Source organism: Micromonospora sp. WMMD1219 (assembly GCF_049315215.1).
GTDB classification, from domain to species: domain Bacteria; phylum Actinomycetota; class Actinomycetes; order Mycobacteriales; family Micromonosporaceae; genus Micromonospora; species Micromonospora tulbaghiae.
This window is the reverse complement of sequence record NZ_CP186057.1, coordinates 3,288,563-3,306,556: the sequence shown is the minus strand read 5'-3', so window position 1 is coordinate 3,306,556 and position 17,994 is coordinate 3,288,563. Positions and strand designations below refer to the sequence as shown.

Below are 17,994 nucleotides of genomic sequence, written 5' to 3'. Positions count from 1 at the left end.
TTTGTCCATACGAACAAAAGCGAGTTGCGGATCATGAAAACGCGCCGCCCCGCCCGGGGTTCTTCCGGGCGTGGCGGCGCGTTCTCGGTGCGTTCTCGGGATCGGAGGCGCTCCCGGGTCAGCGGGAGGGCGCGCGGCCCTTCTTGCGCAGCTTGCGGTCGTCGCGCAGCTCGACGTAGGGCTCCTCGTCGGCCGGGTGCCCGGCGGCGATGGCGCGGCTGCGCTCCAACTCGGCGTCGAACTCCGCGCCCAGCAGGATGGCGACGTTGCTCAGCCACAGCCACACCAGGAAGATGATCACGCCGGCCACCGCGCCGTACGTCTTGTTGTACGAGCCGAAATTGCTGACGTAGAGCGCGAACAGGCCGGACACCACCAGCCAGAGCACCACCGCGAGCACGCCACCGGGGCTGACCCAGCGGAAACCGCCGTGCCGGGCGTTCGGCGAGGCCCAGTAGAGGATCGCGAACATCAGGCTCACCAGCACCAGCAGCACCGGCCACTTGGCGATGTTCCACACGGTCACGGCGGTCTCGCCGAGCCCGATCGCGTTTCCGGCCTGCTCGGCCAGCCCACCGGTGAACACCACGATCACGGCGCTGATCAGCAGCATCACGCCGATGACCGCGGTCACGCCGAGGCGTACCGGCAGCGTCTTCCAGATCGGCCGTCCCTCCGGCACGTCGTAGATGCTGTTCGAGGCGCGCATGAACGCGGCGACGTAGCCGGAGGCCGACCAGAACGCCGCCACCAGACCGATGATCGCCGCGATGCTCGCCAGCCCGCCGGACTGGCCGGCCTGGTCGATCGCGCTCTCGATGATGCGGCGGATGTTCTCCTCCGGCACCGCCTGCCCGACGGTGTCCCGTACCCCCTCGGTGGCCCGGTCGCCGAGCAGGCCGAGGACCGAGATCAGCACCAGTACGCCCGGGAAGATGGAGAGCACCCCGTAGTAGGTGAGCGCCGCGGCCCAGTCGGTGAGGCTGTCGTCCTGGAACTCCCGGACGGTCCGCTTGAGGGTCGCCATCCAGCCGGTGGCCGACAGGTCGGCCGGGCTGTCCGGCCCGTCGTCCGGCCCCACCGGCCCGGTGCGCTTCCGCCCGCCGGGCCGGTCCTGCCCAGCGGGGACGTCGTCGCGCGCAGCGGGGGCGTCGTCGCGGGTGTCGTCGTGGACGTCGTGGGCGTCGTCGCGGGCGGCCATGGCACCTCCTCGTCGTCATGTCGTCCCGCACGACATGCCCTGACGAGGGCAGCGATAACCACCGCACCCGCAAACCGACCACTCGGCCGCCGCCGGCCGGTTCCCGCCCACTTCCCGGCTCTCACATTCCCCGGCCGTGCCCTGCCGCCGCCTTCCGCCCGCACTCACCGGTGTCGCCGCTGCCCGCGCTCCGCTGCCCGCGCCCTGCCGCCCGCCTCTCCGTCGGCACCTTCCACCCCTCGCCGCCTTTGCTCTGCAGCCACGCGCGCGACGGACACGCTCCGTAACCAGGTGCGCCGATGGATGCAGAGCAAAGGAGGCGAGGGCAGCGCTCCCGTCGGGCACCACCGCCCTCCCGCCCGAGAACTCGGCGAGCCGTCGTTCGCCGCGACCGCGATCGTCGACATCTCGACGACCGTCACGACGAGTGGAACTCCATGGGTGTCAAACAGGGCCGGAGGCACCCATGGTGTTCCACTCATCAAGTAATCGCCCACCGACGGCCCAGGGGGCAGGCGCGCGAGCGAGGCGTGCCAATAGGCGGCGCGCCGAAGTGGCGACGCGGGCGCGCCCCGATGCCACCACCTCGGCGAAGTAACGTCGACCGTGGAAATGCGAGACGGCGGACACGCTGCCCGGACATTTCCCGCCCGGGACGAGCGTGGCGGTACGAGCGCGCGCAACCCGGCGCGAGCCGGTGCGACGAGCGCCGCGCGCGCGAGCCGGCGCGGAATACACACCCGCCTCAGTGGACACGTTGCGTGACGACAAGCATCCCGGGCGCGCCCATCTTCATCGTTGTAAGCGATATCGCGAGAGAGCCGAGCGAGACCACCTCCCGACATCGCGAAACAGTTTCAAGAAATATGTGACACGAGTGAGCGAACCTCCATTCCGTCACTCATTGCAATCACGATCGGCAATGTTCCCAACCTGCGCGCTATTCGCGTATCGTGCCCCCTCGTGCCGCCCGTTCGCCCCTCCGACGCGACTCCCCCCAAACCCCGGCCGCCGTCCGGCGGACGACCGGGGTCCGACGTGGACGCCGAGGTGGTGTCGCTGCCGCCGGACGAGGGAAGCGTCGGCGGACCCGAGTGGGCCGACGACGGGCCGGGCGAGACGCTCCACCACAGCCGAGCCGACCACCACCCGGCAGACGAGCTCCGCACTCCGGCCGAGCAACGCACCCGCGGCGAGGCCCGGACCCCGGACGACAGCGAGACCCACGCCCCGGGCGAGACCGAGAGCCACAGGGAGCCGACCCCGGAACAGGCCCACCAGGACGCCCGCGAACTGGCCGCCCGGTTCGAGGAGGAGAAGCCGGGGCGGGTGCTCGCCGGACCGGTCGGTGTCCTCTTCACCGGCATCACCGTCGCGGTCGGGCTGCTGACGCTCTGGCAGGTGTTCTTCCCGCTGGCTCAGGGCAGCAAGTACTACCTGATCTTCTTCCTGGCCGGCGTACTGCCGGTGGTGTTCCTCGCGTATCCCTCGGGGGTGCGGCTGCGGCGCGCCGGGGCCGACGCGGACGACCGGCGCGGGCCCACGCCGGTGGACTGGCTGCTGGCCCTCGCGGCGCTCGTGGTCTGCCTCTACCCGGTGCTGCCGGTCACCATCGGCGCCGGTGGCGGCGGATACGACGCCTTCCTCGACCGGCAGGGCCTGCTGGATCCGCTGGACGTGGCGTTCGGCACCGGGCTGCTGCTCCTGCTGCTGGAGGCCTGCCGGCGTACCACCGGTTGGATCCTGCCGGCGGTCTGCGTGCTGTTCCTGGGGTACGGCTACTACGGCGGGCTGCTGCCGCAGGCCTGGCCGGTGGCGCACGCGGGACTCGACTTCGGGCAGCTCGTCGACGCGTTCTACAACTCCGACAGCGGCTTCTACGGCACCCCGCTGGACGTGGCCGCCTCGTACATCGTGCTGTTCACGATCTACGGCGCCGTGCTCGACCTGTCCGGCGCGGGCCGGTTCTTCGTGGAGCTGTCCGCCGCCGCGTTCCGCCGCTCCCGGACGGCCGCCGGGCGCACCGCCGTCGCCTCGGGTTTCCTGCTCGGCACCGTCTCCGGCTCCGGCGCCGCCACCACCGTCAGCATCGGCGCGGTGACCTGGCCGATCCTGCGCCGCGCCGGCTACCCGGCCGAGAGGGCGGGCGGCATGCTCGCCGCCGCAGGTGTGGGGGCGATCCTGTCGCCGCCGACGCTCGGCGCCGCCGCGTTCATCATCGCCGAGTACCTGGGCGTGTCGTACCTCCAGGTGCTCGGCTGGGCCACGGTGCCGACGATCCTCTACTACCTGGGCATCCTGCTCTCCGTCGAGATCGACGCCCGGCGCTCCGGCGTGCGGCCGGTGGTCATCGACACCGGCTCGGCGTGGCGGCTGCTGGCCCGCTTCGGCTACCACTTCCTCTCGCTCTTCGTGATCATCGTGGTGCTGGCGCTCGGCGCGTCGGCGATGCGCGCGGTGGTCATCGCCACCGCGATCGCGGCCGTGCTGTCCTTCCTGGACCGCCGGCACCGCCTCACGCCGGCCCGGCTGGTGGCGGCGCTGCGCGACGGCGTACGCGGGGTGCTCGCGGTGAGCGCCGTCTGCGCCGCGGCCGGCATCATCACCGCCACCACCACGAAGACCGGTCTCGGGCCGCAGGCCGCCGCGCTGCTGATCGACGGCGCGCAGGCGGTCAGCTCGGAGCCGGCCGTGGTGCTGGCGCTGACCGCGGTGCTCGCCGCCGTCGCGCTGAGCCTGCTCGGTCTCGCGGTGCCGGTCACCGCCTCGTTCGTCATCGGCTGGGTGATCATCGGCCCGGCGCTGCTCAACCTGGGCGTCGAGGCGCCCGCCGCGGCCATGTTCGTCTTCTACTTCGCGGTGCTGTCCGAGGTCTCGCCGCCGACCGCGCTGGCCGCGGTCGCCGCCGCCGCGGTCACCGGCGGCCGGCTGGTACCGACCATGTGGCAGACCCTGCGGTACGCGCTGCCGGCGTACCTGATCCCGCTGGCCTTCGTGATCACGCCGACCGGTCTCGGGCTGCTCGGCATCGGCGGGCCCGGGCGGATCGTCACGGCCGCCCTGGTGTCGGCGCTGGGCGTGGCGGTGCTGGCGGTCGCGGCCGGCGGCTGGCTGCCCGGTGTGGGCCCGGCCGGCGTGCCGGAGCGGATCGTCGGCGCGATCGCCGGGCTGGTGCTGCTCTGGCTGGAACCGCTGCCCATGGCGATCGGCGCGGCGCTCGCCGCGCTCACGGTCGCGGGCGTGTACGTCCGACGTGGCGCCGCCGGGCACGCCGGCCGCCCGGCGGTCGAAGAATCCGTGGACCTTGGGGAGGAGAGAGAGTGGGACGGATCGACGCGAGGATAGTGGCGGGTGTCGGGGCACTCGTCCTGGTCGCCGCCGGTGCCGCCGGCTGCGGGGGCCGTCAGGACGGCGCGGCGAAGGACGACGCCGCCCGCGAGGTCAGCTGCAAGGTCACCAAGGACACCCGGGTCGGCATCGCCACCGGCAACGCCACGGGCGTCTACTACGTGGTCGGCAACGCGCTCGCCGGTGAGCTGAGCAAGACCACCGACGGGAAGCTCACCGGGACGGCCGCCGAGACCGGCGCCTCGGTGCAGAACGTTGAGCAGCTCGTCGCCGGCCAGTACGACGTGGCGTTCTCGCTGTTCGACACCGCTGTCAACGCGGTGCAGGGCAAGGGGAGCTTCACCGCGCCGCAGCCGGTCAAGGCGCTTGCCCGGATCTACGACAACTACACGCAGGTGGTGGTCCGCGCCGACGCGGGGATCACGTCGGTGGCCGACATGAAGGGCAAGAAGATCTCCACCGGCTCGCCCAAGTCCGGTACCGAGGTCATCGCCAACCGGCTGCTCACCGCCGCCGGGCTGGACCCGGCCAAGGACATCCAGGCGCAGCGGCTGGACCTCACCAAGACCGTCGACGGCATGAAGGACGGCAGCATCGACGGCTTCTTCTGGTCCGGCGGCGTGCCGACCGGCGGGGTCACCGACCTGTTCACCACGTCCGGCGACAAGGTGAAGTTCGTCGACATCAGCCCCCTGCTGCCGAAGATGGCCGAGCTGAACCCGGCGTACCAGGCGGGCACGATCGGCAAGGACGTCTACCGGACCCCGGCCGACGTGCCCACCATCGTGGTGCCGAACGTGCTGCTGGTGCGCGACAACCTCGACGCCGACGTGGCCTGCGCGATCACCCGGACGGTCTTCGACTCCAAGGATGCCCTGGCCCAGGCGAACTCGGCGGCGAAGGGCATCGAGCTGGGCAACGCCCGCAAGACCGATCCGGTGCCGCTGCACCGGGGCGCGGAGCGGGCGCTGAGCGACCTCGGCGCGAGCTGACCCGAACGGGCCGGGCCCGGACGCGCGTCCGGGCCCGGCCCACCGACCCGACCCGGAGACCTCCGTGCCGCTGCCCCACCCGGCCCGCGTACGCCGGCATCACCGCTCCGCGGACCGCACCGGACGCCTCCGCTCGGTCCGCGTCCAACTGCTGGCGCCGATCCTGGTGGCCACCGCCGGCCTGGTCGTGCTGGGGGCGGCGCAGACCGACGCCGCGCTCGACGCGTCCGCCGACGCCGACCGGGCCCGCGTGCTGGCCGGCACCGCCACCGCGACCGTACGGCTGGTGCACGAGCTGGAGCGCGAACTGGGCGAGACGGCCGCGTTGCGCCAGCGCGGCGGTACGTCCGGCCGCCCGCTCGTGGACGCGCAGCGCCGCCGGGTGGACACGGCGGTGGACCGCTACCGCTCGGCGCAGGGTGACGCGCGCCGGGCCGCGCCGAATCTGGCCGGGGTGCTGGACGACGCGCGGGGGCGCCTGGAGCAGCTCGCGCCGACCCGGGACCTGGCGCTGGCCGGTGAGCGCGGCGACCCGGCGTACGTGTCGCTGGTGGAGTCGCTGCTCGCGGTGGCGGACGCGCTGCCGAGCCAGCTCCGCGACGCCGAGCTGGCCAACCAGGCGCGCGAGGTGGCCGCGGTGGCCGCCCAGGAGCACCTGTCCGCGCTGGAGCGCGACCTGCTGCGGGCGGTGTTCGTCCGGGGTGGACTGCAGAGTGGCGAACTGGCCCGGCTGGGCCGGCTGCGGGGTGCCCGGGAGCAGCGGCAGGCCGAGTTCCTGCGGATCGCCTCCGCACCGGCGAACAGGGCCTGGTACCGGCTGGTCGACGGCACCGACGTGACCACTGCCCGCCGGATACGTGACGCCGTGCTCGACTCCGACGGCGCGCCGGGCACGGTGAAGACCGACGGTGACGCCTGGTACGTGGCGCAGAGCGGCGCGATCCGCCGGTACAACCTGCTCGGCCGGGACCTGTCCGACGGGCTGGACCGGGACGCGGCTGACCTGGCCGGGGCGGCCCGGCTGCGTGCGGTGCTCACCGCCGGGGCGACGAGCACAGTCGCGCTCGGCTCGCTCGTCACCGCCGTGCTGCTGGCGGTCCGCACCAGCCGCCGGTTGCGCCGGCTGCGGGTGGCCGCGCTCACCATGGCCAACCGGGAACTGCCGGAGCGGATCACCGCGATCGCGGCGGGCGAGCGGACCCCGGCGGAGGGCCCGGCGACCCGGATGACCGACGGGATCCGCCGGGGCCGGGACGAGGTGGCGCAGGTCGCCGAGGCGTTCGACACGGTGAACCGGGCCGCGTTGCGGCTGGCCGGGCAGCAGGCCGAGTTGCGGCTGGACGTGACCCGGATGGCGGAGGCGTTGGCCCGGCGCATCCGTACGCTCATCACCCGGCAGCTGCGGCTGCTCGACGACTTCGAGCGCGAGGAGACCGACCCGGACGCGCTGGCCCGTCTGTTCGCGCTGGACCACCTCGCCGCCCGGTTGCGCCGCAACGGCGAGAACCTGCTGGTGCTGGCCGGTGGTGAGCCCGGCCGCGGGCACGAGGGCGCGTTGCTGCTGGACGACGTGGTCCGGGCGGCGGCGTCCGAGATCGAGGACTACCCGCGGGTGGAGATCGACGTGCCGACCGCGGCGGTGCACGGCACGGCGGCCGGCAATCTGGTGCACCTGCTGGCGGAGCTGCTGGAGAACGCGACCGTCTACTCGCCACCCGAGGCCCGGGTGCTCGTCGACGGCCGGCGCACCGTCGACGGGCTGATGTTGCGTGTCCACGACCAGGGCATCGGCGTCAGCGAGAGCCGGCTGGCCGAGATCAACGAGCGGCTGGCCGCGCCGGCCATGCTGTCCAGCGCCGCGGCGGGCAGCATGGGCCTGCACGTGGTGGCCCATCTGGCCGCCCGGCACGGGATCCGGGTGCAGTTGCACAACCCGGGCACCGGCACTGTGGCGCAGGTCGACGTACCGGAATCGGTGCTGACCCGGGTCGAGTCGGTGGCGTCGCGGCCGACGGCGGAGCGGCGACCGCGCGCCGCGGCCTGGTTCAAGTCCGGGCCCGCCGGACGGCCGGCGGCCGGCAGTCGCAGCCTCGTCACCAGCGCCACGACCGTCGGCCCGGTGCGCGGCGTCGCCGCCGTCCGCACGCCCGGAGGCGCGTTGCTGGCGCCGAGCACGGCGCGGATCCGGCCGGTGAGTGTGCCGCCGACGCCCGTCCCGACCACCGCCGCCGGGCTGCCCCGGCGGCAGGTGGGCGGCCACCTGCCCGGGCCGATGCCGGACGCCGCCGCGCCGCCGCCGGCCACCGACCTGCTGGACCCCGAAGTGGTACGTGCCCGGCTGTCCGCCCTCGCCGAGGGGGTGGCCAGCGCGACCCGCCGTGCCCCGAACACCACCACACCCAACGGGAGAAGATCATGACCTCACCGTCCTCCGCCAGCCTGGACTGGCTGCTGGCGAACTTCGCCGAGCAGGTGCCGGACGTCTCGCACGCGCTCGCGGTCTCCGAGGACGGGTTGCGGCTGGCGTCCTCGCCGGACCTCGCCCCTGACCAGGTCGACCAGCTCGCGGCGGTGATCAGCGGGCTGGCGAGCCTGACCGTGGGCGCGGCCCGGCTGATGTCGGCGGGCCGGGTACGCCAGCAGATCGTCGACATGGACGGCGGGGTGATGCTGGTGATGGCGGTGGGTGAGCGGGCGCTGCTCGGCGTGCTCGCCGCGCCCGGCTGCGACCTGGGCCAGATCGGCTACGAGACGGCGACGCTGGTGCAGCGGGTGGCGGAGGCGCTGGAACCGGCGGTCCGACGGTGACCGGCCGCCCGCTGCGGCTGCTGGCCGCGCTGATGACGGCGGTGCTGGTGGCCGGCTGCGCGGCCGAGGACGCCACCCCTGAGGCGTGGCACGGCGGGCGGATCTTCCTGGCCACCGGCAACACCACCGGCGTCTACTACCAGCTCGGCGGCGGGTACGCCGACCTGATCACCCGCCACCTGCCCGGGTACGAGGCGCGGGCGGAGCCGACCGGTGCGTCGGTGGAGAACATCACCCGGGTGGCGAGCGGCGACATGGAGATCGCGTTCAGCCTGGCCGACACGGCCGCGGACGCGGTCGACGGGCGCGGGGCGTTCGACAAGCAGCCGCAGCCGGTGCGGGCGCTGGCCCGGGTCTACAGCAACTACACGCACGTGATCGTCCGCGCCGACGGCAAGATCGGCAGCTTCGCCGACCTGCGCGGCAAGCGCATCTCCACCGGTTCGCCGAAGTCCGGCACCGACATCATCGCCGGGCGTCTGCTCACCGCCGGTGGCATCGACCCGAACCGGGACATCCAGCGGTTCAACCTGTCGCTGCCGGAGACGGTCAAGCGGATGCGCGCCAAGGGCCTGGACGCCATGTTCTTCTCCGGCGGTCTGCCCACACCGGGCGTCAAGGACCTGCTCTCCTCCGCGCCCGGCACGTTCCGGCTGCTGCCGCTCGACGAGCTGATCGAGCCGTTGAGCGCCCGCTTCGGCGCGGTCTACACCACGGCGACACTGCCGAAGGAGGTCTACGGCACGCCCGCGCCGACGCCGACGATCACCGTGGCGAACGTGATCCTGGTGGCGGCGGACATGCCCGAGCAGCTCGCGTACGACCTGACCCGGGTGCTGTTCACCTGGCAGGGCGAGCTGATCCAGGTGCACCCGGAGGCGGCGAACTTCAACCGGTCCAGCGCCGCGGCGACCCGGCCGATCCCGCTGCACCCGGGCGCGCAGCGGTTCTACCGCACCGGCTGAGCGCGGGACTGTGCCGCCTCGGTTCGAGCCCGGGCGGCGCCGCGCCCGCTACGGCGTCCAGTCGCGCCGCAGCAGGCCGTAGATCACCAGGTCGGTGAAGCCGTCGCCGTCGTACTCGCGGTCCCGCTGGGTGCCCTCGTGGACGAACCCGCACCTCTCGGCGGTGCGCCGCATGGCCGTGTTGCCGGCGAGCGTCTCGATCTCCAGCCGGCGCAGGTTGCGGTTGCGGAACCCGTACCGGCAGAGCAGCCGGATCACCTCGGTCCCGTAGCCCTGGCCGCGCGCCTCCGGCAGCAGCGTGATGCCGAGGTGGGCGTACCCGTTGAAGGCGTTGATGCCCCAGAGCACGCCGGTGCCGAGGAACGTGCCGTCGGCGACGGTCTCGGCCAGCAGCGACACCGGAGCGGCGGCCTCCGGCTGCTCGGCGGCTCGCTTCTCCAGCCGGGCCCGGACCTGCCCGACGTGGTGCGGCAGGAACGGCTCGTCGTCGGTGACCAGGTGCAGCTCCGGGTCGCCGTGCAGCCGGAACATGTCCGGCGCGTCGTCGGGGGTGGGCGTACGCAGACGGACCCGGTCGGTGGCGAACATGCCGCGACGCTAACAGCCGGTCCGCAGCCACTCGACCGGATTATCCGGCCGCCGCCGGGCGCCCCACATGCCTAAACTAAAGACTTAGCTAACCCAGGAGGTCGCGCCATGTCGGCTGAGGCTGTGCACTACAACATGCATGACGCCAAGACCCACCTGTCGCGCATCATCGAGCGGGTGGAACGCGGCGAAGAGATCATCATCGACCGGGCGGGCACCCCTGTGGCGAAGGTCGTACCGCTGGTGCGCCGGACCGACCGCACGGCGATCGGCTCCCTCGCGGGGCAGGTGGACCTCTCGGGTGACTGGGACTCGCCACAGACCAACGCCGAGATCGCCGCCGACTTCGGGATCGGCGCATGACCCTGCTGCTGGACACCCACGTCGCACTCTGGGCCATCACCGGCGACGCCACCCTCGGCGTCGAGTTCCTCGACCGGCTACGCCACGACCCCGATGTCTTCCTCTCCCCGGTCAGCCTCTGGGAGATCACCATCAAGCAGCAGGCGGGAAAGCTCTCCGGTCCTCCCGACCTCGCGGAACGGGTGCGGGACATGGGGTTCCGTGAACTGCCGGTGACCCACGACCACGCCATCACCGCAGGCCGCCTGCCGCCGCATCACCGGGATCCCTTTGACCGGATGCTGGTGGCGCAGGCGATCACGGAGAACCTGACCCTGGCCACCCGCGACGCCTCCATCCCGCTCTACGAGGTCGACGTCCTCAAGGTGTAGACCTCAGGCGGGGGCGGTGGCGGCGCGCGCCGCCGCAACCAGCCGGGCGGTCTCGGCGGTCACCGCCTCGTCGTCGGCCGGCGTCCCCGGGTCGTAGCGGACCGTCCAGGTCAGACCGTCGACCCCGGACACCCGCCGGGCCGCGATCCGCCCGGAGCCGCCGGGCACCTCGTGGTGCGAGGTGTACGCCACCGAGCCGGTGACCCGGGCCCGGACCTGGTGCGGCAGGTCACCCGGGTCGACGAGCAGGTACGTCTCGGGGAGGCCGTCCGCGACCACCAGGTAGCCGTCGTGCTCGGCGACCGGCTCGGCCGGGGTGACAGTCAGCTCCCGGCCGGACCACACCGCCTTGAGGATGTCGTGCCAGCCGAGACGGTCCACCCGGCCGGGCAGCCAGAGCCCGCGGTTGCTGGCGACCAGCACGCCGTCGTTGCCGCCCTCGCCGGTGCCGGCCGCGGCCCAGGCGAGAACACGCTCGTCGGTGGCCAGCGGCGGCCGGTCGGCTGACGGCAGTTTCGGCCGGCGGTTGAACAGACCCATCACAAACCTCCGGCGGCCTGCTCGCGCAGTGCCCGTGCGTGCTGTTCCAGCGAGAGCAGTTCCCCGAACAGGGCGAAGTACTCGTCCTTGTTGCTCACCGGGTTGATCCGCTGGATCTTCGACTTCAGGTCACGGATGCGGCCGGTGACCGAACTCCACTGGAGCCGGGCCATGGTGATCGAGACGTACCTCGGGTCGGGCTCACCGTCGATGCGCAACGGCTCCACCGCCAGCTCACCGACCAGCGCCTGCCCGGCCAGGTCGTCGCAGGCGTCGCGGACCCGCTCGATCCACACCGCGCCGCCGGTCGCGCCGGACGCGCCGCCGGCGGCGGCCACGGCGGCGCGTACCGCCACGTGCACCGGGTGCTGGTAGTCGGTCGCCTCGACCGCGTCGAACATCGGGCCGGCCAGGACCGGCTCCTGCAGCGCCAGCTTCAGCGCCTCCCGCTCCACCATGGAGCGCGGGCTGTCCACAGCCGGCGCGGCCGGGCCGGAGCGGGCGGGTGCGGCGGGCGCGCCACCGGCCTGCGGCCCGTGCGCGGCGGCCAGCACCGCACGCTGCACCGGCTCGATCTCCATGCCGAGGTCACCGGCGAGCTTGCGCACGTACTCCGGGCGCTTCTCCCGGTCCTTGATCTTCGCCACCAGCGGCGCGGCGCGGCGCATCGCCTCGACGCGGCCGTCGACGGTGTCCAGGTCGAACCGGTTGATCACGTGCCGGAGCGCGAAGTCCACCAGCGGCTCGCGGCGGGCCACCAGGTCGCGTACGGCCAGGTCGCCCTTTGCCAGGCGCAGCTCGCACGGGTCCATGTTGTCGGGGCTGACCGCGATGAAGGTACGCCCGACGAAGCGCTGGTCGTCCTCGAAGGCGCGCAGCGCGGCCTTCTGGCCGGCGGCGTCGCCGTCGAAGGTGAAGATGATCTCGCCGGCCCGCTCGTCGCTGTCGAACAGCACCCGGCGCAGCACCGAGATGTGGTCACCGCCGAACGCGGTGCCGCAGGTCGCGACCGCCGTCGGCACGTCGGCGAGGTGGCAGGCCATCACGTCGGTGTAGCCCTCGACCACCACCACCTTGCCCTGCTTGGCGATCTCCCGCTTGGCCTGGTCGATGCCGTAGAGCACGTGCGACTTCTTGTAGAGCGGCGTCTCGGGGGTGTTGAGGTATTTCGGGCCGTCGTCGTCGTCGAAGAGCTTGCGGGCGCCGAAGCCGATCACGTCGCCGGTGATGTCCCGGATCGGCCACATCAGGCGGCGGCGGAACCGGTCGATCAGCGAGCCGGAGCGGGCCGGGCGGGACAGGCCGGCGGTGACCAGCTCGTCGTGGGTGAAGCCCTGCTGGCGCAGGTGCTTGGTGAGCAGGTCCCACCCGTCGGGGGCGAAGCCGCAGCCGTACCGCTCGGCGGCGGCCCGGTCGAAGCCGCGCCCGGCGAGGAACTCGCGGGCCGGGCGGGCGCCGGCGGTGGTGAGCTGGGCCCGGTAGAACTCGACGGCGGCGGCGTGCGCGGCCACCAGGCGCTGCCGCTGCCCCTGCTGCGGCCGGGTACGCGGCGCGGACCGGTCGTCCTCGACGTAGCGCAACTGGATGCCGGCGCGGGCCGCCAGCCGTTCGACCGACTCGACGAAGCTGAGGTGCTCGGCGTCCATCAGGAACTTGATCGCGTCGCCGCCGACGCCACAGCCGAAGCAGTAGAACACGTTGCGGGCGGGCGAGACGTTGAACGACGGGCTCTTCTCGTCGTGGAACGGGCACAGCCCCTTGAGGTTGCCGCCGCCCGCCGACTTGAGCGTCACCACCTCGGAGATGACGTCCGCGATGGCGGTGCGCTCGCGGACCAGCGCGATGTCCTCGTCCCGGATCCGCCCCGCCATGACCGCCACCCCCTCGGCGTACATCCTGCCCTGCCGGACCGACGTTCCGGCGGCCGGGGGGACGGGCGTGTGGCCGACCACGCCCGTCCCCGCCGGCTCAGGCCGAGCGGGCCGCCGCGGGGTCGCCGATGCGCGGGAACGGCTCGATCGAGAAGACCACCTCGACCGGCACCTCGAAGTACGCGGCGATGCGCAGGGCCAGGTGCAGGCTGGGCCGGAACTCGCCGCGCTCCAGGTAACCGACGGTCTGGTAGTGCACACCGAGCGCGTCGGCCAGTTGCCGCCGGGAGATGCCCCGTTCGGCGCGCAGCACCGCGATGCGGTTGTGCACGGTCTCGCTCATCGACGCCCTCTCATCCGACCCGCTGCATGGCCCGCTCCCGCCGGGCCGCGACCCGCGAGCCGGACTCCCGGCGGGCCATCCGGCGCAGCACCACCGGGGCCAGCACGAGCCCGAGCACCGCCCAGGCGCCGAGCACGCCGACCGTCTCCAGGTGCCGCCAGGAGCCGCCGAGTTCGACAGCCGCCAGGTCGCCCGGGAGCAGCGCCGAGCGCATGCCCAAGCCTAGCCAGTAGAGCGGGAAGACCTGGGCGACGCCCTGGAGCCAGCCGGGCAGGCCGTTGATCGGGTAGAAGATGCCGGACAGCGCGATGAGACCGAAGATCGGCATCACCACCAGGCCCATGTTGCGCGGGTTCTCCACCAGCGAGCCGATCACCGCGCCCAGCGGCAGCGTCGCCACCAGCCCGAGCGGCACCACCCAGGCCAGCGTGAGCCAGGCGCCGGGGTCACCGAGCCGCAGCCCGTCGAGGAAGAACAGCCCGGGCGTGAGCTGGATGACCACGCCGATCAGCGCGACCGCCGACACCAGGACGATCTTGCCGACCAGGTAGCCGAGCATGCCGTCCGGAATGGCCTTGGCGCGCAGCAGCGTGCCGTCCTCCCGGTCGATGACGAGTTGGTTGGCCAGCCCGAGCAGACCACCGAAGAGCAGGCCCATGCCGAGCGCGCTGGGCAGCGTACGGGCGCCGAGCGAGAAGTCGGTGCCCGGCACGGTCGAGCCGCGCATCCAGAACACGGCGATCAGCAGCACGACCGTGGGGAAGAAGTAGGTCCAGAGATCCTGGCCGTTGGTGAACGTGGCGCGCAGCTCGATCACGCCGCGCCGCAGCCCGGCCCGCAGCGCGTTGGTGGTCGGGTTCATCGGTTCGCCTCCTGCTGCCACACCCGCTCGGCCCGGCCGGTACGGATGCCGGTCTCCTCCTCGTGCACCAGCGCCAGGTACGCGTCCTCCAGGCTGGCCCGGCGCACCTCCAGCTCGCGTACCCGGTCGCCGTGCTCGCGGAGCAGGTCGCGCAGGAACGCGGTGGCGTCGGCGGTGGCGTGCACGTACCGCTCGCCGTCGCGGGTCCAGCGCACCTCGGCGTCCCCAGCGACGCGCCGGGCGAGCTGGTCGGGCGAGCCCTCGGCGATGATCCGGCCACCGGCCAGGATGAGGATGCGGTCGGCCAGCTTCTCCGCCTCGGCCAGGTCGTGCGTGGTCAGCACGATGGTGGTCTCGTCCAGGTCGGCGAGGCGGTGCACCAGCTCGTGGAACTCGCGCCGGGCGGCCGGGTCGAAGCCGACTGTGGGCTCGTCCAGGAACAGCAGTTCCGGCCGGCCGACGATGCCGACCGCGACGTCGAGCCGGCGGCGCTGACCACCGGAGAGCCGGGCCACGCGGCTGCCGGCGTGCGCGGTCAGCCCCACCGTCGCCAGCAGTTCGTCGACCGGCCACGGGCGCGGGATCCGGTCGGTCGCGTACGGCGCGTAGAAGTCGCCGAGGTGGGCCAGCAGCTCCCGCACCCGCCACTTGCCGTGGTCGCGCCAGGACTGGAGCACCACGCCCAGCCGCGCGCGCCACCGCTCGTCGCCGCGCGCCGGGTCGGCGCCGAGCACCCGGACCGTGCCGGCCGAGGGCACCCGGAAGCCTTCGAGGATCTCGATGGTGGTGGTCTTGCCCGCGCCGTTGGGCCCGAGCAGCGCCACCACCTCGCCCCGCCGGGCGGTCAGGTCGACGCCGTGCAGCACGTCGACGGCGCCGTAGCGCATACGCAGATCCCGCACGTCGAGGACGAGATCCTCGTCGGGAGGTCGGGGGGACGCGACGGGCCCCGGGAGTTCGACCGCAGTCATGCCTCGGAATGTAGCACCTCTACTACATTCCGGGGTACACCCACTCACCACGGGACGCGCGGTGGGAGTCGTCAGGACACGACGGCGGCGGCCTCCTCGGCCTCCACGGCGGCGTTCCAGGCCGGCTTGGTGGACCGCCAGCCCTCGTCGTCCATGCCGCGCCGCCAGTAACCGGAGATGGACAGGTCGCCCCGGGGCACGCCGCGCTCGACGCGCAGCAGCCGCCGCAGCTCCTTCATAGCGCCGGCCTCGCCGTGCACGAACGCATGCACCCGGCCGGGCGGGAACTCCAGCGCCCGGACCGCCTCGACCAGCGGCTCGCCGTACGGACGCCCGTCCCGGTGCAGCCAGCACACCTCGACCTCGCCCGCGCTGGTCAGGGGCAGCTCGTCGGCCGGGCCGCCGACCTCGACGTACACCTTGGCGGCCGCGCCCGCCGGCAGCCGTTCCAGGGCGGCGGCGATGGCCGGCAGCGCGCTCTCGTCACCCGCCAGCAGGTGCCAGTCGGCGGCCGGGTCCGGCGCGTACGCGCCGCCCGGCCCGGCGAACAACACCCGGTCGCCCGGACGCAGCGCCGCCGCCCACGGACCGGCCAGACCCTCGTCGCCGTGGTGCACCACGTCCACTGTCATCTCACCGGCCGCGGCGTCCCAGGCCCGGACCGTGTACGCGCGCAGGCGCGGCCACTGCTCCGCCGGGAACTCCCGCTTGATGGTGGCCAGGTCGACCGGGTACGGGTAGGTCACCCCGGCCGGCGGGAAGACGAACTTCACGTAGTGGTCGGTGTACGCGCCCACCGGCAGCCCGGCCAGCTCGGCGCCGCCCAGGACCAGGCGGATCAGGTGTGGGGTGGGCCGCGTGGTCCGGACGACCGTGGCGGCGGTGAGCTTCTTCGGGCGATCCGTCATGCTGCTTAGGCTAGCCTAAGCTCCGCCGGGGTGATCCGGTCAGCTTGGCGACACCAGCCGGGCGTGCCAGGCCAGCGCGGCCGGATCGGTGAGCGAGGCGACCTGGTCGATCACCACGCGCAGCCGCGCGGCGTCGTCCGCCGCGTCCCGCCACAGCGGCGCGAACACCGGGTCGAGCGCGTCGGGCGCCCGGTCCAGCAGCACCGCGACCAGCCCGGTCAGGACGTCGCGCTGCCGGGCGTAGCGGCCCTCGGCGCCGGGACGGCGCATCACGTACCGCAGCGCGATGCCCTTGAGCAGCGCGCACTGCGCCCGGATCCGGCGCGGCACCTCCAGGTCGGCGGCGTAGCGGCGGTGCGGGCCCGGACCGTGGCGCTGCTCGGTGGCGGCCACCACGCCGGCCACGAACCGGCCGGTGAGCACGCTGGTGGTTGCCTTCAACGCGGCGAGGGCGCGGTGGCTGCCGTCGTACGCGGCCAGCGGCGCGAGCACCGGATCGGCAAGCAGGTCGGCGAGCACCTCGCCCAGGTCCTCCGGCGCCTCACCGGAGTAGGCGGCGGCCACGTCGGCGCAGAGGGCCCGCCGCTCGTCCGCGTCGGCCAGCAGCGGGCGCAGGTCGACGTACCCGCCCTGGATGCCGTCCTCGACGTCGTGCACCGAGTACGCCACGTCGTCGGCCCAGTCCATCACCTGGGCCTCCAGGCAGCGCCGGGCGCCGGGCGGGGCGCCCTCGCGCAGCCAGTCGAAGACCGGGCGGTCGTCTGCGTACACGCCGAACTTGCGCTCGCCCGGGCGACGCGGCCACGGGTACTTGCTGACCGCGTCCAGCGCGGCCCGGGTCAGGTTCAGCCCGGCCGAGCGCCCGTCCGGGGTGAACACCTTCGCCTCCAGCCGGGTGAGCACCCGCAGCGTCTGCGCGTTGCCCTCGAATCCGCCGCAGGCGGCGGCCAGCTCGTCCAGGGCGTACTCGCCGTTGTGCCCGAACGGCGGGTGACCCAGGTCGTGCGCCAGCCCGGCGGTGTCCACCACGTCCGGGTCGCAGCCCAGCCGGGCGCCCATCTCGCGGGCGATCTGCGCGACCTCCAGCGAGTGGGTCAGCCGGGTACGCAGGAAGTCGTTCGTCCCGGCGGTGTGCACCTGCGTCTTCGCGGCGAGCCGGCGGAACGCCGCCGAGTGCAGCACGCGGGCGCGGTCCCGCTCGAACGGCGACCGGCCGTACCCGGTGTCCTTGGGCGCCTCGTCGACCAGCCGCGCCGCGTCGCTCATTTCTCCCGGATACGCAGATGGTCGCGACTGCGGGGCTCGCAAGACCGGCTCACTCCTCGCGCTCCCGGACCGCCAAGGTCGCGACTGCGGGGCTCGCAAGACCGGCTCACTCCTCGCGCTCCCGGACCGCCAAGGTCGCGACTGCGGGGCTCGCAAGACCGGCTCACTCCTCGCGCTCCCGGACCGCCAAGGTCGCGACTGCGGGGCTCGCAAGACCGGCTCACTCCTCGCGCTCCCGGAGCACGCAGAACTCGTTGCCCTCCGGATCGGCGAGCACCGTCCACTCCACGTCTCCCTGGCCGATGTCGACGTGCCGGGCGCCCATGTCGACCAGGCGCTCCACCTCGGCCTCCATGTCGGCCGGGCGCAGGTCGATGTGCAGCCGGTTCTTCCCCTCCTTCGGCCCGGCGACCGGGACGAAGACGAGACCGGGCAGCGTGTCGGGAGTCCGGCGGATCTCCACCTCGTCCGGCTTGTCGGTGATCACCTGATAGCCGAGTGCCTCCGCCCACCAACTGGCGAGCCGGGACGGATCCCGGGCGTCGACTACCAGGTTCTCCCAGACGGCGGTCATGTGGACACCCCTCCTGATCGACA

At 73.3% G+C, this 17,994-nt stretch carries 17 protein-coding genes; 7 read left to right on the top strand and 10 right to left on the bottom strand.

Annotated elements, in window-relative coordinates:
* Positions 1-118: 118 nt before the first annotated feature.
* Complete coding sequence (locus ACN27C_RS16005) at positions 119-1,201, bottom strand: YihY/virulence factor BrkB family protein (RefSeq protein ID WP_120568549.1); 1,083 nt, start codon at positions 1,199-1,201, stop codon at positions 119-121.
* A gap of 1,038 nt (positions 1,202-2,239) precedes the next feature.
* On the opposite strand from ACN27C_RS16005, the gene ACN27C_RS16000 reads away from it, so the two are divergent.
* The 5 genes from ACN27C_RS16000 to ACN27C_RS15980 all read left to right on the top strand — a co-directional run bounded on the left by ACN27C_RS16000 (position 2,240) and on the right by ACN27C_RS15980 (position 9,314).
* Positions 2,240-4,546 carry a TRAP transporter permease gene (locus ACN27C_RS16000; protein ID WP_422751498.1) on the top strand — a complete coding sequence of 769 codons (2,307 nt, stop codon included), beginning with the start codon at positions 2,240-2,242 and terminating at the stop codon, positions 4,544-4,546.
* Complete coding sequence (locus tag ACN27C_RS15995; protein ID WP_422751497.1) at positions 4,522-5,541, top strand: TAXI family TRAP transporter solute-binding subunit; 1,020 nt, start codon at positions 4,522-4,524, stop codon at positions 5,539-5,541. Before ACN27C_RS16000 ends, ACN27C_RS15995 begins: the two co-directional genes overlap by 25 nt.
* Before the next feature lie 64 nt (positions 5,542-5,605).
* Positions 5,606-7,960, top strand: coding sequence for a nitrate- and nitrite sensing domain-containing protein (locus ACN27C_RS15990; protein ID WP_358055477.1), 2,355 nt, complete (start codon positions 5,606-5,608; stop codon positions 7,958-7,960).
* Positions 7,957-8,349, top strand: coding sequence for a roadblock/LC7 domain-containing protein (locus ACN27C_RS15985; RefSeq protein ID WP_422751496.1), 393 nt, complete (start codon positions 7,957-7,959; stop codon positions 8,347-8,349). The genes ACN27C_RS15990 and ACN27C_RS15985 overlap by 4 nt, the downstream gene beginning before the upstream one ends.
* Positions 8,346-9,314, top strand: a complete 969-nt coding sequence (locus ACN27C_RS15980; protein WP_358172307.1) for a TAXI family TRAP transporter solute-binding subunit — start codon at positions 8,346-8,348, stop codon at positions 9,312-9,314. Before ACN27C_RS15985 ends, ACN27C_RS15980 begins: the two co-directional genes overlap by 4 nt.
* Positions 9,315-9,362: 48 nt before the next feature.
* Here the strand turns inward: ACN27C_RS15980 and ACN27C_RS15975 are convergent, their stop codons facing one another.
* Entirely contained in the window at positions 9,363-9,902 is a 540-nt protein-coding gene (locus ACN27C_RS15975; RefSeq protein ID WP_422751495.1) for a GNAT family N-acetyltransferase, read from the bottom strand.
* A 108-nt stretch (positions 9,903-10,010) separates the two neighbouring features.
* Between ACN27C_RS15975 and ACN27C_RS15970 the strand changes: the two genes are divergently transcribed.
* Both ACN27C_RS15970 and ACN27C_RS15965 read left to right on the top strand, forming a co-directional pair.
* Positions 10,011-10,265 (top strand): type II toxin-antitoxin system Phd/YefM family antitoxin, encoded by a 255-nt coding sequence (locus ACN27C_RS15970; RefSeq protein ID WP_043329066.1) that lies wholly within the window; start codon positions 10,011-10,013, stop codon positions 10,263-10,265.
* Positions 10,262-10,636: a type II toxin-antitoxin system VapC family toxin gene (locus ACN27C_RS15965; RefSeq protein WP_013287925.1), complete on the top strand. Its 375-nt coding sequence runs from the start codon at positions 10,262-10,264 to the stop codon at positions 10,634-10,636. Before ACN27C_RS15970 ends, ACN27C_RS15965 begins: the two co-directional genes overlap by 4 nt.
* A 3-nt stretch (positions 10,637-10,639) precedes the next feature.
* Here ACN27C_RS15965 and ACN27C_RS15960 read toward each other — a convergent pair whose 3' ends face one another.
* The 8 genes from ACN27C_RS15960 to ACN27C_RS15925 form a co-directional block, all read right to left on the bottom strand.
* On the bottom strand, positions 10,640-11,176 hold the full coding sequence (locus tag ACN27C_RS15960; RefSeq protein WP_422751494.1) for a hypothetical protein: 537 nt from the start codon (positions 11,174-11,176) through the stop codon (positions 10,640-10,642).
* Positions 11,176-13,071: a DNA primase gene (dnaG, locus tag ACN27C_RS15955; RefSeq protein WP_121684103.1), complete on the bottom strand. Its 1,896-nt coding sequence runs from the start codon at positions 13,069-13,071 to the stop codon at positions 11,176-11,178. The genes ACN27C_RS15960 and dnaG overlap by 1 nt, the downstream gene beginning before the upstream one ends.
* Before the next feature lie 73 nt (positions 13,072-13,144).
* Positions 13,145-13,390, bottom strand: coding sequence for a helix-turn-helix transcriptional regulator (locus ACN27C_RS15950; RefSeq protein ID WP_013287928.1), 246 nt, complete (start codon positions 13,388-13,390; stop codon positions 13,145-13,147).
* 10 nt (positions 13,391-13,400) lie between these two features.
* Positions 13,401-14,252 (bottom strand): ABC transporter permease, encoded by an 852-nt coding sequence (locus tag ACN27C_RS15945; protein WP_120568541.1) that lies wholly within the window; start codon positions 14,250-14,252, stop codon positions 13,401-13,403.
* Positions 14,249-15,223: an ABC transporter ATP-binding protein gene (locus ACN27C_RS15940; protein ID WP_422751493.1), complete on the bottom strand. Its 975-nt coding sequence runs from the start codon at positions 15,221-15,223 to the stop codon at positions 14,249-14,251. The genes ACN27C_RS15945 and ACN27C_RS15940 overlap by 4 nt, the downstream gene beginning before the upstream one ends.
* Positions 15,224-15,294: 71 nt before the next feature.
* Positions 15,295-16,131 carry a siderophore-interacting protein gene (locus ACN27C_RS15935; protein WP_358172298.1) on the bottom strand — a complete coding sequence of 279 codons (837 nt, stop codon included), beginning with the start codon at positions 16,129-16,131 and terminating at the stop codon, positions 15,295-15,297.
* A 39-nt stretch (positions 16,132-16,170) separates the two neighbouring features.
* The gene (locus tag ACN27C_RS15930; protein WP_358172296.1) at positions 16,171-17,397 is read right to left on the bottom strand and encodes a deoxyguanosinetriphosphate triphosphohydrolase; all 1,227 of its coding nucleotides are present in this window, start codon (positions 17,395-17,397) and stop codon (positions 16,171-16,173) included.
* A 220-nt stretch (positions 17,398-17,617) separates the two neighbouring features.
* Positions 17,618-17,971 (bottom strand): VOC family protein, encoded by a 354-nt coding sequence (locus ACN27C_RS15925; protein ID WP_120568537.1) that lies wholly within the window; start codon positions 17,969-17,971, stop codon positions 17,618-17,620.
* Positions 17,972-17,994 lie beyond the last annotated feature (23 nt).